Below are 14,960 nucleotides of genomic sequence, written 5' to 3'. Positions count from 1 at the left end.
TCAGCCCTGGCTCTTGGCGGGGTCCTTGAGGCCGACCGTGGCCATGTCGATCATGCCGGCGTAGCCCGGGGCACCGAAGGCGCCGGCCACGTTGGTGCCGACCAGCAGCGCGCGGCGCTGCCACATGAGCGGGACGGCCGGGGCCTTCTGCAGGAGCGCCTCGTCCAGCTTCTTCCAGGCCTCGTTGGCCTCGTTCACGTCCGGGAGGGCCGCGATGCGGTCCATCTCGTCCATGGTGGCCTGGTCGCGGAACTGGCTGTAGTTGCCCTGGTTGCCCTTGTCCTTGATGGTGCGGCCGTCGAACAGGAAGGGCAGGAAGGTGGCACCGGACGGGTAGTCCGGGCACCAGCCGTTGATGGTCAGCTCGGGCGCGGCCTTGGCGTCGCCGAGGGTGTCGGTGAACGCCGACGGGTCGACGGTGTTGACGGTGACCTGGATGCCGGCCTTGGACAGCGACTGCTGGATGGCCTCGCCGCGGGTCTTGTCACCGAGCGAGACGGTGAGCGAGACCTTGAGGTCGGTCTTGCCGGCCGCCTTGAGCAGGTCCTTGGCCTTCGCCGCGTCGCCGGCGGCCGGGATCTTCAGCGGGTCGGCCTTGACGCCGCCGGTCAGCGACGGCGGCAGGAAGGAGGTGGCGACGTCGGCGATCGCGGGGCCGCCGAACGCGGTGACCTGGGCCTCGCGGTCGACCGCCCACATGACGGCCTCGCGGACCTTCGGGTCGTCGAACGGCGCCTTGGAGGTGTTGAGGTAGAGGCTGTCGGTGCAGCCGGTGCGCTCGGCCACCATGCGGGCCTTGACGTCGGCCTTGGGCAGCACCTTGGCGACCGACTCGGGGCGCATCCAGGGCATCTCGATCGCGGAGGCGTCGGCGCCGTCGCTGGCGATGATGCGGTCGTCGACCTGGCCGCCCTTGAGGCCCTGGGTGACGACGATCTTGTCCGGGTAGGCCTTGCGGATCGGGTCCGAGGACGGGTCCCAGTTGGTGTTGCGGACCAGCACCAGCTGCTTGCCGCGGTCGTAGCTCTCGATCTTGTACGGGCCGGAGGAGAACGGCCGCATGTCGTACTGGGTGCCCTTCTCCTGGGCCGGCGGCACCGGCGCGAAGGTGGGCAGGGTCGCGGTGTAGGCGAACTCGGCGACCGGGCGCTTGAGGCGGAAGACGATGGTCCTGTCGTCCGGCGTCTCGATGCTCGCCAGGTGCTCGCCGGTCAGCGGGCCCTTGTAGTTCTCGCCGCCGGCCAGGTACTGGGCCGCGTAGTCGGGGCCGCCGGTGAGGTCCGGGGAGAACGAGCGCTCGACGTTGTACTTGATGTCGGAGGACTTGATCGGCGAGCCGTCCTCGTACTTCAGCCCGTCGCGCAGGGTGAAGGACCAGGTCTTGCCGCCGTCGGACGGGCGGCCGGTGTCGGTGGCCAGGTCGGGGACGATCTGGTTGCCGGCGTCACCGGGCTCGGCCTTGAAGGTGACCAGGGTGCGGTAGATCAGCCGGGTGCCGAAGTCCATCTGCGGCAGGGTCCAGTTGCGGGCCGGGTCGAGGTGGGCGAAGTCCTGGTTGGTCAGCACGGTCAGGGTGCCGCCCTTGACCGGGGTGCCGCCCACGGCCGTGCCGGTGTCGGCACCGGGTCCCTTGGTGGAGCTGGCGGCGGCGGTGTCGCCGGAGCCGCTGTCGCTCTTGTCCTTGCTTCCGCAGGCGCCGAGCCCGAGGGTGAGTGCCGCCGCGATGGCCGCCGCGAGGGCGGTCTGGGTACGCCTGTTCATATCTGACTCCGCAGTGGGGGGCCCGCCGAGAAGGCCCGTCGTCCAACCCCGGGGGTGGATCCGGGGCCCGGCCGGGAGGGCGACCTCAGGGGGTCTAGCCGCTCCGCGGTGTGACCCGTAACATAGTAATGTGAAATTGCACTGCACAAGAGGTGACGCCACCCGTTACCGAGATGTGTCCGTGCAGCCCCCTCCTCCCCCAACCTCGCACCACGCGTTTTAGGAGTACCCGGTGACCCTCCGTCAGACCGGCCTCAACACCGGCAGCCACGACCTCCCGGTGTCGGCGGCGCTCAACGCCTTCATGGGCACCTCCTGGGCCCCCACCCCGCTCCCGGCCGAGGACCGCGTCCCCGGCTACGCCGTCACCCCCGGCCGGCGCACCCGGCTGTCCGCGGCCTTCCCCGGCGAGCGCCTGATCGTCCCGGCCGGCCGGCTCAAGGTCCGCAGCAACGACGTCGACTACCGCTTCCGCCCGCACAGCGCCTACGCCTGGCTGACCGGCCTCACCGGCGAGGACCAGGTCGGCCACGTGCTCGTCCTGGAGCCGACCGGCCCCGACGGCCACGAGCCCGTCCTCTACCTGCGGCCCCGCTCCCCCCGCGGCGGCGACCCGGTGCGCGGCGCCGAGTTCTTCCGCGACCGCCGCTACGGCGAGTTCTGGGTCGGCCGCCGCCCCGACCTCGACGAGGCCTCCCGGCTCACCGGCGTGCGCGTCGAGCACCTCGACGAGCTGGACAAGCTGCTCACCGGCCCGCAGCCCGCCACCCGGGTGCTGGCCGGCGTCGACCCCGAGCTCGACGCCGCCACCGGCCGCCCCGGCCCCGCCGCGCTCGTCGACGCCGACGGCCTCTTCGCCGCCGTGCTGTCCGAGCTGCGACTGGTCAAGGACACCTGGGAGGTGGAGCAGCTCCAGCTCTCCGTCGACCACACCGTGCTCGGCTTCGAGGACGTCGTCCGCGCCCTGCCCGCCGCCCTGCGCCACCACCGCGGCGAGCGCTGGATCGAGGGCGTGTTCAACCTCCGCGCCCGCGCCGAGGGCAACGGCATCGGCTACGAGACCATCGCCGCCAGCGGCGCCCACGCCGGCGTCCTGCACTGGATCCGCAACGACGGCGCGCTCGACCCGAACTCCCTGCTGCTGCTGGACGCCGGCGTCGAGACCGACACCCTCTACACCGCCGACATCACCCGCACCATCCCGCTGAGCGGCACCTTCACGCCGGTCCAGCGCCAGGTCTACGAGCTGGTGCTCGCCGCCCAGCAGGCCGGCATCGACACCCTGCGCCCCGGCGCCCGCTTCCGCGACTTCCACGCCGCGGCCGCCCGGGTCATCGCCGAGGGCCTCGCCGACTGGGGCGTCCTGCCCGTCTCCGCCGAGGAGGCGCTCGCCGAGGACAGCGGCCTCTACCGCCGCTACACCCTCTGCGGCACCGGCCACATGCTCGGCCTCGACGTCCACGACTGCGCCAAGGCCCGCGCCGAGACGTACCTGGACGCCGTCCTGGAGGAGGGTCACGTGCTCACCGTCGAGCCCGGCCTCTACCTCCAGCCCGACGACGAGACCCTCCCCGCCGAGCTGCGCGGCATCGGCGTCCGGATCGAGGACGACCTGGTCGTCACCGCCGACGGCGCCCGGCTGATGTCCGGCGCGCTGCCCCGCAGCGTCCCGGCCATCGAGGCCTGGATGGCCGAGCTGCTCGGCTGAGCCCGCGGTGCCGGCCCCACGGCGGTCGGGCCGGCACCGCAGGGGACCGCCGCAGGGCCGCCGGGCTCACCGCCCGGCGGCCCGGGCCTCCTCCCACAACCGGGCCACGATCCCCGCCGCCGGGCCGCCGCGCGCCGCCCGGTGGCCCGTCCCGGCCCACAGGTGCATCGCCCCGGTGTCCCCGCGCCCGGCCGCCGCCGCGCGCAGCGGCTGGGTCAGGTGGTGCACCTCCGGATAGGCGGCGGGCGCGTACGGCCCGTACCGGTCGATGAACGCGTTGCGCAGCCCCCGCGCCGGACGCCCGGTGAACGCCCGGGTCACCGCCGTCGACTCGAACTCCGTCAGCGCCGCCCGGTGCGCCGCCGAGGTACCCGCCTCCTCCGCCCGCAGCAGCGCCGTCCCCACCTGGACCGCCACCGCCCCGGCCCGCAGCGCGGCCGCCACCGACGCCCCGTCGGCCAGCCCGCCCGCCGCGACCAGCGGCAGCCCCGTCACCGCCCGCACCGCGGGCAGCAGATCGAGCAGCGGGACCTCGCCCGGCCGGTCCGCGACCCCGTGGGTGGCCCGGTGCCCGCCGGCCTCCGGGCCCTGCACGCAGAGCGCGTCCATCCCGGCCGCCTCGGCCCGCCGGGCCTCCTCCGGCGTGGTCACCGTGCCCACCTGGAGGACCCCCGCCGCCCGCAGCGCCCGCGCCTCATCGGCGGCGGGCAGCCCGAAGGTGTACGAGACCACCGCGACCGGCCCGGCGAGCAGCACGGCGATCTTGGCGTCCCAGTCGTCCCGGTCCGGCCCGATCGCCTCCGGCAGCACGACCCCGTGCCGCTCCGCCTCGGGCCGCAGCCGCTCCCGGTAGGCGGCGACCGCCGCCGGGTCGCCGGGCTCGGCCGGTACGAAGAGGTTCACCCCGAACGGACGGTCCGTCAGCTTCCGGGTGAGTGCGACCTGTTCGGCCGTCGCGGCGGCACTCCGGTAGCCGGCCGCCAGGAAGCCCAGCCCGCCCGCCGCGTTCACCGCCGCCACCAGCTCCGGCGTGGTCGCCCCGCCGGCCATCGGTGCGCCGATCACGGGCACGGCGAGTTCGTCGAGTCGGACGGCCATCCGGGGATCCTCCGGTCACGGGCGGACGAGGTCGCCGACCACCCTACGCCCGCCGCCCGCCGGCCCTCCGCGCCGTCACCCCATGCGCCGTCACCCCCCGCGCCGGATCAGCCCCCGCGCCCGCGCCTCCCGCACCGCCGCCGTCCGCGACTCCACGCCCAACTTGGTGTAGATGTGCACCAGATGCGACTTCACCGTGGCCAGGCTCAGATGCAGCCGCCCGCCGATCGCCTGGTTGGTCAGCCCGTCCGCGACCAGCCCCAGCACCTCGGTCTCCCGCGCGCTGAGCGCCGCCGCGGGCGTCCGCATCCGCTCCAGCAGCCGGTCCGCCACCGTGGGCGCCAGCGCCGGCCGGCCCGCCGCCGCCGACCGCACCGCGCGAGCCAGCTCCTCCGGCGGCGCGTCCTTCAGCAGGTACCCGGTGGCCCCGGCCTCCAGCGCGGGCAGCGTGTCCGCGTCCGTGTCGTAGGTGGTCACCACCAGGACCCGCGGCGCCCCCGCGCCCCGGGCCGTGATCGCCGCCGTGGCCTGCGCGCCGTTCATCGCCGCCCCCGGCCCGAACTGCAGGTCCATCAGCACCACGTCCACCGCCAGCTCCGCCGCCAGCTCGACCGCGCGCTCGGCGGTGGCCGCCTCCGCGACGATCTCGAAGTCCGGCTCGCTCTCCAGGACCGCCCGCAGCCCGGCCCGGACCACCGGGTGGTCGTCGGCGAGCAGCAGCCGGATCACGGTGCCGGTCACGACGACCCCTCCTTCGTGCCGCCCGCTCCCCCGGGCACCGGCAGCAGCACCGCCAGCGCCGTGCCCTCCCCCGGCGCGGACTCCACCGCGAAGCTCCCGCCCAGCGCCCGCGCCCGGGCCCGCATCGACGGCAGCCCGTAGCCGCTGTCCCCGCCGTCCCCGGCACCGCCACCGGCGGCGGTCCGCGTCCGCACGGCCTCCGGGTCGAACCCCGCGCCGTCGTCCACCACGTCCAGCGCCACCTCGCCCGCCATGAAGCTGAGCGTCACCTCGGCGTGGCCCGCCCCGGCGTGCCGCACCGTGTTGCCGAGCGCGGACTGCGCGATCCGCAGCAGCGCCACCTCGTGCGGCACCGGCAGCGGGACCCGCTCCCCGAGGACGTGCAGCCGCACCGGCAGACCGCTGCGCACCGAGGTCGTGGCGCACAGCCGCTCCAGCGCCACCGGCAGGGTGTCGCTCTCCAGCGCCGGCGGGGTGAGCGCCCGCACGAAGCGGCGGGCCTCGTCGAGGTTGTCCTGCGCGGCCTGCCGGGCCTGCTCCACGTACTCGCCGGCGGCCTGCGTCCGGTCCGGCAGCGCGCGCTGCGCGGCCCGCAGCAGCAGCTGGATGCTGGTGAGGCTCTGCGCCAGGGTGTCGTGGATCTCCCGGGCCAGCCGCTCCCGCTCGGCGAGGACCCCGGCCGCGTGGTGGGCGGTGGCGAGGTCGGCGCGGGCGGCCGTCAGCTCGTCGATGAGCCGGCGCCGCTCCTCGCTCTCCCGGTAGAGCGCCTGGTAGCCGAACACGGTCGCGACGGCGAAGGCGGCCCCCAGCAGCGGCCCGATCGCCGGCGCGACGCCGACGGTGTGCTGATGGGCGGAGTAGGCGACGATCGCCGCGACGGCGGTCAGCCCGACCGCCGCCACCCCGGCCCGCCGGCCGAGCAGGTGCAGCTCCAGGAAGTACAGCGGGAACGCCAGCCAGACCCCGTCCGGGGTGGCCACCAGCACGCCCACCCAGGTGACCCCGAGCAGCGCCAGCCAGAGCGCGGCGGCCCGGCCGGAGCGGCCGACGGCACCGATCAGCGGACCGGCCGCGTAGACGGCGGCCATCGCGGTGGCGGCGGCCGCGACCGCCGCCGGGTCCCCGTCGCGCCCGGCCAGGGCCCGGAGCACGGCGAGCGCGAGCAGGCCCGCCACCAGCAGGTGCAGACAGACCCGGAGCACACGGGCGACGGGGGTGGTTCGAGGTCGATCGGTCGCCATCCGTCCAGCCTAGGGTCCGTGCCGCCGACCGGCATCAATCGAAAGGTTGAACTCCGCTTCCGCCCTTCGAAGCCGAGGTTCCAATCCCCGGTGCGATGCCCGGCGGGCCTCCGTTCGACCACTCTCGTCAGTGTCGCAGCGGAACGGACGAAAGGGCTCGCGGTGTTCGTCGCCTGGAGGGATCTGGGGTTCGCCAAGGGGCGGTTCGCCCTGATGGGAACCGTCATCGTACTGATCACCGTGCTGGTCGGCCTGCTGTCGGGGCTGACCGCCGGACTCGGCCGGGAGAACACCTCGGCCATCACCGGCCTGCCCGCCGACCACCTGGCCTTCGGCCGGCCCGCGGACGGCCAGAAGCTGTCCTTCACCGACTCCCAGGTCACCCCCGAGCAGTGGCAGGGCTGGGCCCGGACCCCCGGCGTGACCGAGGCGCAACCGCTCGGCATCGCCACCACCAAGGGCGCCGCCGGAGCACGCACCGCCGCGCTCTCCGTCCTCGGCGTCCCCGACGGCTCCGCGCTGGCCCCCCGGGGCGACACCCTCTCCCCCGGCCGGGCGGTGCTGTCGCAGACCGCCGCGAAGGACCTCGGCGGACTGCGCCCAGGCGACGCCTTCACCGTCGCCGGCCGGCCGCTGACCGTCGCGGCCGTCGCCGGTGACGCCTCCTACAGCCACACCCCGGTGGTCTGGACGACCCTGGCCGACTGGCAGCAGGCCGCCCCCGGCGGGGCCGGGCACGCCACCGTGGTCGCGCTGACCACCGCGAAGGGCGCCGACCTCGCCGCCGCCGACACCGCCCTCGGCACCGAGACCCGCGACCGCGACGGCGCGCTCGCCGCGATCGGCTCCTACACCTCGGAGAACGGCTCGCTGCAGCTGATGCGGGGCTTCCTGTTCGCCATCTCGGCGCTGGTGATCGGCGCCTTCTTCACCGTCTGGACGATCCAGCGCAGCGGCGACATCGCCGTCCTGAAGGCCCTCGGCGCCTCCACCCGCTACCTGCTGCGCGACGCGCTCGGCCAGGCCGTCCTGCTGCTGCTCCTGGGCACCGCGCTCGGCACCGCGGTCGCGGTCGGCGTCGGCGCGCTGATCGGCTCCGCCGTCCCGTTCGTCCTGGACGCCCCGACGGTGCTGCTGCCCGCCGCCGTCATGATCGCACTCGGCGCGGTCGGCGCGGCCCTGTCCGTCCGCCGCATCACCTCCGTCGACCCGCTGACCGCCCTGGGGAGTGCCCGATGACCCTGCACCTCGACCGCGTCACCCTCACCTACCCGGACGGCGACGGCCGGCTGACCGCCCTCGACGAGGTGTCGCTGACCGTGCCGAAGGGCACCCTCACCGCCGTGGTCGGCCCGTCCGGCTCGGGCAAGTCCAGCCTGCTGGCGGTCGCCGCGACCCTGATCGCCCCGGACTCCGGACGCGTGGTGGTCGACGGCACCGACACCGCCGGGCTGGACCGCGCCGGACTGACCGCGCTGCGGCGGCACCGGATCGGCATCGTCTTCCAGCAGCCCAACCTGCTGCCCGCGCTGACCGCCGCCGAACAGCTCCAGGTGATGGCCCACCTCGACGGCCGCTCCCCGCGCGCCGCCCTGCCCCGCGCCCTGGAACTGCTGGCCGCCGTCGGCCTGCGCGACCTGGCCGCCCGCCGCCCGCACCAGCTCTCCGGCGGTCAGCGCCAGCGCGTCAACATCGCCCGCGCACTGATGAACGACCCCACCGTGCTGCTGGTCGACGAGCCCACCAGCGCCCTCGACCACGAACGCGGCGCCGCCGTCCTCGACCTGCTGACCACCCTCACCCACCGCCGCGCCACCGCCACCGTCCTGGTCACCCACGACCGCACCCACCTGACAGCGGTCGACCAGGTCGCCGAGGTCCACGACGGCCGCCTGACGGTACCGGCGGCGTTGTGAGCTACTTCTTGGCGGCCAGCACCTCGTCCACCGAAAGCGTCACCGCGGCACCGATCGACTCCGGAAGCGCGAAGGACTGCCCGGGGTGGTGGCCCTCACCCGAACGGGTGGTTTACCCCCGGGCGCGCAGGCGGAGGCCGGTGCGGGACTCCTCCTCGGCCGCCTCCTCCTGGCCTTCCGCCCACAGCGAGCGGACGTGGCTGAGGTGGCGGGTCATGCAGGACTCGGCAGCCGGGGCGTCGCCGGCGATCATCAGGTCCAGCAGCTCCAGGTGCTCCTCCGCCGAGGAGACCAGCTCGCCGCGCTCGGCCAGCCGGTTGAGGCCGTAGAGGCGGGAGCGCTTGCGCAGGTCGCCGACGACCTCGACCAGGCGGGAGTTGCCGGCCAGGCCGAGCAGGTCGAGGTGGAACTGGCGGTCGGCCTCCAGGTAGCCGATGAGGTCCTGCTTGCCGGCCGCGACGACGATCGCCTCGGCCTGCGGGCGCAGCGCCTCCAACTGCTCGGGGGTGGCGGTGCGGGCGACCCGGCCGACGGTCGGGACCTCGATCAGGGCGCGGATCTCGGTGAAGTCGTCGAGGTCCCGCTCGGTGAGCTCGGTGACCCGGAAGCCCTTGTTGCGGACGGCCTCGACCAGGCCCTCGCGGGCGAGGTCCAGCATGGCCTCGCGGACGGGGGTGGCGGAGACGCCGAAGTCGGCGGCCAGGGCGGGCGCGGAGTAGACGACCCCGGGGCGCAGCTCGCCGGAGATCAGGGCGGCTCGCAGGGCGTGGGCGACCTGGTCGCGCAGCCGCTCCTGGACGGAGATCAGGGTGCGGGGTTTGAGGTCGGCCATGGTGTTCCTCCGGTGAGTGCAGAACACCAGCGTACAATGTCACGTTACGTTGAGTGTGCAACATCCCGTGATTTCGAACGACCTGTCAGCGCACGGCATCCATGGTCGCACCCCATGGTGGCAGGGCCGCCGCCCGCTGACAACGGTCGGCGGCCCACCTCCTCGTTCCCGTCCCTCTCACTTCCCCTTGAACAGGGGCACCAGGCCGGTCACGCTGGACCCGCCGTGTCCGGCCTCGACCGCCTTCCGGAAGGTGTCGGCGAGCAGCCGGGGCAGCGCCCCGTCCACCCCGGAGGCCTCGACGGTGTGCAGCACGTGTTCGAGGCTCGCAACGCCCATGGTCAGCCGGTCGACGTCGCCCTCGTGGTTCCCGGCGGCGATCCGGGGCGCGTAGAAGGCGAGGAAGCCGGGCATCGAGGCGGCCGTCGACGTGGCGTAGGGCAGGAACTCGTCCGCCGGGATGCCGTTGGCCTCCGCGACGGCGGTGGCGTGCAGGTAGGCGGTCAGCGAGGTCCAGAAGAGGTCCATCTGGATCTGGTAGTAGAGCTGCGCCAGCCCCGGGTCGTCGCCCCGGTAGTCGGCGCCGGTGAGCACCTCCAGGGCGGCGCGGTGCCGCCGGAACAGCTCGACCGGGCCGCTGTAGAAGGTGGACGACTCGGGCCGCCCGATGCCGGACGGCGGGACCTGCACCCCGCCGGTGAGGTGCCCGGCGCCCCGCTCGGCGAGCCACCGGGCGGCCTCCCGGGCCCGGTCGGGGGTGTCCGAGCTGAGGTTGACGACGGTCCGCCCGGCCAGGGCCGGACCGGCGGCGGCCAGGACCGCGAACACCGCGTCGTAGTCGGTCAGGCTCAGCACGACCAGTTCATTGGCCGCGACCGCCGCGGCCGCGTCCGGCGCGAGCACGGCGCCCCGGGCGAGCAGGTCGTCGGCGCGGCCGGGGCTCCGGTTCCAGAGCGTCACGGCGTACCCGGCGTCCAGGTAGGCGCCGGCCATGGCGCGGCCCATCGGACCGAGGCCGATCAGGGTGACGGACGGCTCGCCGCCCCCGTCCTGCTTGCCGTTCTCCTGCTGCTCGACACTCTCCCGCTGCGCGACAGACATGGGGATCCCCTCCGAAGGCGACTAGAACGAACGCTCTATCCAGGAGAGGAAGCTAGCACAGCTCTGGAACGAACGCTCTATTCAATATTCGGCTAGACTCCCCCCGTGAAGACGACGACCACCGGCACCCGGGAGCGGATCGTCCGGGCCACCTCCCGGCTGCTCCAGCGCCAGGGGTACGAGGGCACCGGCATCAAGCAGATCTCCCGCGAGGCGGAGGCCACCCTCGGCTCCGTCTACCACTTCTTCCCGGGCGGCAAGCAGGAACTGGCCGCCGCGGCGATCCGCCACGGCGACCAGGAGTTCGCGGAGCTGCTGCGCGAGGGGCTGGACAGCGCCGCCGACCCCGCCGAGGCGGTCACCGCCTGCACCCGGCTGCTCGCCGAGGCCCTGCGCGCCTCCGACTGGCAGGACGGCTGTCCGATCACCACCACCGCGCTGGAGACGGTCGGCCGGGCGCCGGTCATCGAGGAGGCCGTCACCGCGGCGTTCGCGCACTGGCGCGCCGTCGTCGAGGAGAAGCTGCACGGCAGCGGCATCGGCCTCACCGACGCCCGCGAGCTCGCCGCCACCGTCATCAACACCCTGGAGGGCGCCGAGCTCGCCGCCCAGGTCGCCCGCAGCGAGGAGCCGCTCCACCTCACCGGCCGCCACCTCGCCCGGCTGATCGACACCTACCGGCCGCCGCGGACGGCGCCCGCGTTCACCACCGCTGCCCCCGCCGTTCCCTGACCGGAACGCGAAAAAGCGGCCGGCGTGGCGGGGGATCCCTTCCCACCACGCCGACCGCAACTCCGGCCGACACAACAACGACCGATCCCCGTCCGAGGTGACGGACTGGGGGACGGGTACCGACACAGCGCCGAGCGCCGGTACCCGATCGGCCGGGCCCCACAGCAGACCTGTGCCGACCGGAAGCCTCAGGGGCCTACCGGCCCACCCCGCGCCGGTGCACCTCGGCCGCGACCGCGAGGTCCTGCCAGGCCATGCCGACGCTCTTGAAGAACCTCGGCCGGTCGGCCGGCACCGGAGCCTCGCCCCGCACCAGCTCGGCCAGGTTCCACAGCGGATCGGCGCCGGTCACCCCCGCCATCAGCAGGTCACCGGCCTCCCGCAGCGCGGCGGCCCTGGCCTCCACGTACAGCGCGGACCGGCCGACCAGCACCTCGTCCACCTCGCGGGCGTCCACCTCGTGCGAACCGACCGCGGCCACCGCCGCGTGGTCCGGCACCAGCGCGCCGTCGAACAGCGGCGTGCGCGCGGTGGTGCAGCAGACCACCAGGTCCGCCCCCGCCACCGCGGCCGGGGTGCCGACTGCGGCCTCCAGGCCGAGCCCGCGGGCGTACCGGACCAGTGCCTCGGCCGGCTCCGCGCTGCGGGCGACCACGGTCACCCGGGTCAGCCGGCGGACGGCGAGCAGGGCGTCCAGATGCCCGTACGCCTGCGGGCCCGAGCCGAACAGCACCAGGTGCTCGGCCTCCGGCACCGCCAGCCGGTCCAGCGCGACGGCCGTGACCGCGGGGGTGCGCAGCGAGGTGAGCGCGATGCCGTCGAGCAGTGCGACCGGCTGCAGGGTCGGACCGTCCAGCAGCAGGTAGCTGCCGGTGATCCGGGGCAGCCCGACGGCGGGATTGGCCGGCGCGACGCCGGCGATCTTCACCCCGACGTAGGCCGTGGAGGCGGCCGGCATCATCAGCAGCTCCCCGGCCGGTACCGGGATCGCCGAGCGGGCGGGGACGGTCTCCGGGTCGAGCCCGTCGAGCAGCACGCCCTCGATCGCCCGCGCCGCCTCCTCCGGCGTCAGTTCGACCGCGCCGGCCGGCAGCACCGCCGGCCCTGCGGTCGGCCCGGCAGCCGGGGAGTCGGCGGGGGCAGTGCCCGGCGTGGCGGGCCGGAGCGGCTCGACCGCCACGCCGGGCGGTTCCGGGGCCGTCCGCCGGTCGCCGCTCACAGCAGGAATCCCGCGCCGAGCGTGTCCTGCGGGTCGAGCAGGAAGCGGTGCTCGCCGGTGCGGTGCGCGGTGCCGGTCACCTCGGTGACCACGCCGTCGCCCCACGGGTCGCCGCCGGGCAGTACCCGCCCGCCGAAGACCGTGCCGACGATCGACTCGTGCCGCAGCTCCGCGCCGGGGGCGAGCCGCCCCTCGGCGGCCAGCACGGCCAGCCGGGCCGAGCTGCCGGAGCCGCACGGCGAGCGGTCGATCTGGCCGTCCGCGAAGACGGTGACGTTGCGCTGGTTCAGCGTGCCGTCCACCGACGGGAGTTCGTCGAACAGGATGACGCCGTAGACGCCGGACAGCCGCGGGTCCACCGGGTGCCGCACGGCCGGGGAGTCGGCCAGCGCGGCCCGGATCTCCCGGCCGATGGCGGTGAGCTCGGGCAGCAGGTCGAGGGTCACCGAGAGGCCGAGGGCCGCGGCCGGCACCGAGACGTAGCAGGCGCCGGAGTGGGCGACGGCCACCTCGACGGTGCCGCGCGAGGTCTCGACCGGGAGCTTCAGCTCGCTCACCCAGGAGGGCACGTTGCGGAAGGTCACCCCGGTGGTCCGCCCGGCGGCCCGGTGCACCAGCGCGGTGACCCGGCCGGACGGCACGTCGATCCGGACCCGGGCGACGCCGTAGTCGGGTGCGGCGACCAGCCCGGAGTCGACCGCCCAGGCGCCGAGCGCGATGGTGCCGTGGCCGCAGGCGGTCGAGTAGCCGTCCTTGTGCCAGAACAGCACACCGAGGTCGGCCTCGTCGTCGTCCGGCGGCACCAGGAAGCCGCCGTACATGCCGGCGTGGCCGCGCGGCTCCCGGGTGAGCAGCTGCCGGATGTCGTCCAGCGGGCCCGGCCGGGGCGCGGTGGCGGTGCCGCCGGCCCCGATCGCGATCGCCCGCCGCTCGGCGACGCTGTCGCCGGGGATGACGGGCGTGCCGCCGACGACGATCCGGAACGGCTCGCCGGCCGTGTGGTAGTCGACCGTGTCGACCTGCACCACCGGGGGCGCCTCCCGGTCGGGGAGGTCCGTCGTCATCAGGCGCCCCCGCCCGGCAGCAGGGTGACGGTGCGGCTCTGGGTGTAGAAGTCCAGCGCGGCCTGCCCCTGCTCGCGGGCACCGTGGCTGGCGCCCTTGGCGCCGCCGAACGGCAGGTGGAAGTCGACGCCGCTGGACGGCGCGTTGACCCGGATCATGCCGGCGTTCAGGCGGTCGGCGGTGGCGAGCGCCGCGTCCAGGTCCCGGGTGTGCACCGAGGCGGACAGCGTGTACGGGGTGTTGTTGGCGAGCGCGATGGCCTCGTCCAGGTCGGCCGCCGCGTGCAGCACGGCGATCGGACCGAAGAACTCCTCGCGGCTCAGCGGGTGCTCGTCCGGGACCCCGGCGACCAGGGTCGGCTCCAGGTACCAGCCGTCCCGGGCGGGCGCGCCGCCGCCGGTCAGCACCTCGGCGCCGGCCTCGCGGGCGGAGTCGACGGCCGCGGTGATCTCGTCCCGGGTGGCCTCGTTGATGACCGGCCCGCAGGAGGTGCCGTCGACCTGGCCGAGCGCCTTGACCAGGGCCGCGCGCAGCGGCTCGTAGGCCTCGCCGACGGCGACCACCCGGCTGGTGGCGGTGCACTTCTGCCCCGCGTAGCCGGCGATCGCGTTGGCGAGGTGGGCGGCGGCCTGGTCGATGTCGGCGTCCGGCAGGACGATCGCGGTGTTCAGCCCGCCGAGCTCGGCCTGGACCGGGATGCCGCGGTCCGTGGCGGTGCGGACGACCTGGCGGCCGACGCCGGTGGAGCCGGTGAAGGAGACCACGTCGGCCGCGCCGACCAGGGTGCCGCCCTCGGCGCCGCCGCCGGGCAGCACGGTGAAGACGTCGGCCGGCAGCCCGGCCTCGGCGACCAGCTCGGCCAGCCGGCGGGCGCAGCCGATCGCCTCCGAGGAGGGCTTGAGCACCACGGTGTTGCCGACGGCCAGCGCCGGGGCGGCCTTCCAGGTGGGGATCGCCAGCGGGAAGTTCCACGGCGTGACCAGACCGGCGACCCCGTACGGGCGGCGGCGGGTGAGCAGCAGGCCGGGGCCGCCGGCGGTCTCGTGCACCTCGCCGGAGGCCGCGAACGGCGCCTGCGCGTAGTAGCGCCAGATCGCGACGGTGCGGGCGACCTCGCCGCGCGCCTCGGCGATCGGCTTGCCGACCTCGCGGACGACCAGCTCGGCCAGCTCCTCGGCGTGCGCCTCGACGACCGCGGCGATCCGGGTCAGCGCGGCCGAGCGGCCGCCGGCGCCGGCGGCGAGCCAGCCGGGCTGGGCGGCGCGGGCGCGGGCGACGGTGGCCAGGACGGCCTCGGCACCGGGGGCGGGCGCCTCGGCGACGAGGTCCGCGGGGTCGGCGGGGTTGTACGAACGGATCGTCACTGCAGGCAGCCCTTCGGGGGGTTCGACGGGTTTTCGGAGCGGGTCGGTCGGTCGGTGGGTCCCGCGGCGGACGGCCGGCCCCGGGACGGGGGGCCGGCCGGCCGCGGGGCCGGGGCGGGACCTCCGCGCGGAGCGGGAGGCCGAGCCGGAACAGCGGGCCGGGGCGGAGCAGGCCAGGGCGGA

General features: G+C 75.2%; 13 protein-coding genes. 4 read left to right on the top strand and 9 right to left on the bottom strand.

Features of this window, described 5'->3' with window-relative positions; all coding sequences use genetic code 11:
* Positions 1-1,761 carry an ABC transporter substrate-binding protein gene (locus IF01_RS0125825; protein ID WP_030395935.1) on the bottom strand — a complete coding sequence of 587 codons (1,761 nt, stop codon included), beginning with the start codon at positions 1,759-1,761 and terminating at the stop codon, positions 1-3.
* A gap of 232 nt (positions 1,762-1,993) precedes the next feature.
* Between IF01_RS0125825 and IF01_RS0125820 the strand changes: the two genes are divergently transcribed.
* Positions 1,994-3,469: an aminopeptidase P family protein gene (locus IF01_RS0125820; protein WP_030395934.1), complete on the top strand. Its 1,476-nt coding sequence runs from the start codon at positions 1,994-1,996 to the stop codon at positions 3,467-3,469.
* Between the two features lie 66 nt (positions 3,470-3,535).
* Here IF01_RS0125820 and IF01_RS0125815 read toward each other — a convergent pair whose 3' ends face one another.
* From IF01_RS0125815 to IF01_RS0125805, 3 genes are all read right to left on the bottom strand, one after another.
* Positions 3,536-4,567 carry an NAD(P)H-dependent flavin oxidoreductase gene (locus tag IF01_RS0125815; protein ID WP_030395933.1) on the bottom strand — a complete coding sequence of 344 codons (1,032 nt, stop codon included), beginning with the start codon at positions 4,565-4,567 and terminating at the stop codon, positions 3,536-3,538.
* Positions 4,568-4,657: 90 nt separating this feature from the next.
* Positions 4,658-5,308, bottom strand: a complete 651-nt coding sequence (locus IF01_RS0125810) for a response regulator (protein ID WP_030395932.1) — start codon at positions 5,306-5,308, stop codon at positions 4,658-4,660.
* Entirely contained in the window at positions 5,305-6,549 is a 1,245-nt protein-coding gene (locus tag IF01_RS0125805; RefSeq protein ID WP_037781159.1) for a sensor histidine kinase, read from the bottom strand. Before IF01_RS0125805 ends, IF01_RS0125810 begins: the two co-directional genes overlap by 4 nt.
* A 162-nt stretch (positions 6,550-6,711) precedes the next feature.
* On the opposite strand from IF01_RS0125805, the gene IF01_RS0125800 reads away from it, so the two are divergent.
* Positions 6,712-7,788, top strand: a complete 1,077-nt coding sequence (locus IF01_RS0125800; protein WP_030395930.1) for an ABC transporter permease — start codon at positions 6,712-6,714, stop codon at positions 7,786-7,788.
* Positions 7,785-8,465 (top strand): ABC transporter ATP-binding protein, encoded by a 681-nt coding sequence (locus IF01_RS0125795; protein ID WP_030395929.1) that lies wholly within the window; start codon positions 7,785-7,787, stop codon positions 8,463-8,465. The genes IF01_RS0125800 and IF01_RS0125795 overlap by 4 nt, the downstream gene beginning before the upstream one ends.
* A gap of 112 nt (positions 8,466-8,577) precedes the next feature.
* Here IF01_RS0125795 and IF01_RS0125790 read toward each other — a convergent pair whose 3' ends face one another.
* The gene (locus IF01_RS0125790) at positions 8,578-9,297 is read right to left on the bottom strand and encodes a GntR family transcriptional regulator (protein ID WP_030395928.1); all 720 of its coding nucleotides are present in this window, start codon (positions 9,295-9,297) and stop codon (positions 8,578-8,580) included.
* 177 nt (positions 9,298-9,474) lie between these two features.
* The gene (locus IF01_RS0125785; protein WP_030395927.1) at positions 9,475-10,398 is read right to left on the bottom strand and encodes an NAD(P)-dependent oxidoreductase; all 924 of its coding nucleotides are present in this window, start codon (positions 10,396-10,398) and stop codon (positions 9,475-9,477) included.
* A gap of 105 nt (positions 10,399-10,503) precedes the next feature.
* Between IF01_RS0125785 and IF01_RS0125780 the strand changes: the two genes are divergently transcribed.
* Positions 10,504-11,130 (top strand): TetR/AcrR family transcriptional regulator, encoded by a 627-nt coding sequence (locus tag IF01_RS0125780; protein WP_051741842.1) that lies wholly within the window; start codon positions 10,504-10,506, stop codon positions 11,128-11,130.
* 196 nt (positions 11,131-11,326) lie between these two features.
* Here the strand turns inward: IF01_RS0125780 and IF01_RS0125775 are convergent, their stop codons facing one another.
* The 3 genes from IF01_RS0125775 to IF01_RS0125765 all read right to left on the bottom strand — a co-directional run bounded on the left by IF01_RS0125775 (position 11,327) and on the right by IF01_RS0125765 (position 14,786).
* Complete coding sequence (locus IF01_RS0125775) at positions 11,327-12,226, bottom strand: ornithine cyclodeaminase family protein (RefSeq protein WP_030395925.1); 900 nt, start codon at positions 12,224-12,226, stop codon at positions 11,327-11,329.
* A 119-nt stretch (positions 12,227-12,345) separates the two neighbouring features.
* Positions 12,346-13,413: a proline racemase family protein gene (locus IF01_RS0125770; RefSeq protein WP_051741844.1), complete on the bottom strand. Its 1,068-nt coding sequence runs from the start codon at positions 13,411-13,413 to the stop codon at positions 12,346-12,348.
* Positions 13,413-14,786 carry an aldehyde dehydrogenase family protein gene (locus tag IF01_RS0125765; protein ID WP_030395923.1) on the bottom strand — a complete coding sequence of 458 codons (1,374 nt, stop codon included), beginning with the start codon at positions 14,784-14,786 and terminating at the stop codon, positions 13,413-13,415. Before IF01_RS0125765 ends, IF01_RS0125770 begins: the two co-directional genes overlap by 1 nt.
* Between the last annotated feature and the right edge of the window lie 174 nt (positions 14,787-14,960).

Origin of the sequence: Kitasatospora purpeofusca, from assembly GCF_000718025.1 — a bacterium.
In the GTDB taxonomy this organism is placed as follows: Bacteria; Actinomycetota; Actinomycetes; order Streptomycetales; family Streptomycetaceae; genus Kitasatospora; species Kitasatospora purpeofusca.
This window is presented reverse-complemented; position numbering and strand designations above follow the sequence as displayed.